The sequence below is a fragment of the Paraburkholderia bengalensis genome (assembly GCF_037126505.1).
GTDB lineage: Bacteria > Pseudomonadota > Gammaproteobacteria > Burkholderiales > Burkholderiaceae > Paraburkholderia > Paraburkholderia bengalensis.
The window spans coordinates 1-555 of record NZ_JACFYJ010000297.1 but is presented as its reverse complement, the minus strand read 5'-3'; the positions used below and the strand labels follow the sequence as shown (position 1 = coordinate 555).

The window sequence follows — 555 nt, the reverse complement described above, 5'->3', positions numbered from 1 at the left end:
CCGACGGCTTGCCGCTGATCGGCCGGGCGGGCGGCGCGGCGCCCGCCGTGTGGCTCGCCGTCGGCCACGAGGGGCTGGGCGTGACGACGTCGCTGGGCACGGCGCAATTGCTCGCCGCGCAGATCACGCAGACCGCGGCGCCCATCGACGCCGAGCCGTTTCTGCCCGCGCGCTTCGAACTGGGAGCGTGTCATGTCTGATGCGCCGGTTTCGCGCGTGCGGGTGAAGATAGACGACGTATTCGTCGAGGTCGACGAAGGCGCGACCATTGCCGCCGCGCTCGCCGTCAGCGGCGCGGGCATCCGCGGCGCGCGTCGATCGGTCAGTGGCGAGGCGCGGGCGGCATTTTGCGGCATGGGCGTGTGTCACGAGTGTCGCGTGACGGTCGACGGACGCGCGCACGTGCTCGCCTGCCAGACGCCATGCCGCGACGGCCAAGTCATCCAGACGTCGGGGCCGCGATGAACGACGCGCACTTCGATGTCGTCGTCGTGGGCGCGGGGCCGGCGGGTCTTGGCGCCGCCCGCGAGGCCGCGAACGCGGGCGCGCGCGTCG

General features: G+C 73.5%; 2 protein-coding genes. Both read left to right on the top strand.

From position 1 onward, the window contains the following. A partial coding sequence (locus tag H3V53_RS43355; RefSeq protein WP_336603061.1) for an FAD-dependent oxidoreductase occupies positions 1-200 on the top strand: 200 nt, incomplete at its 5' end. After that, positions 193-465: a (2Fe-2S)-binding protein gene (locus tag H3V53_RS43350; RefSeq protein WP_336603060.1), complete on the top strand. Its 273-nt coding sequence runs from the start codon at positions 193-195 to the stop codon at positions 463-465. The genes H3V53_RS43355 and H3V53_RS43350, both read left to right, overlap by 8 nt. Positions 466-555: the final 90 nt, after the last annotated feature.

What these genes read in the sequence shown, in the direction of transcription:
- H3V53_RS43350 (WP_336603060.1), top strand. Translation starts at nt 193, where the DNA reads ATGTCTGATGCGCCGGTTTCGCGCGTGCGGGTGAAGATAGACGACGTA.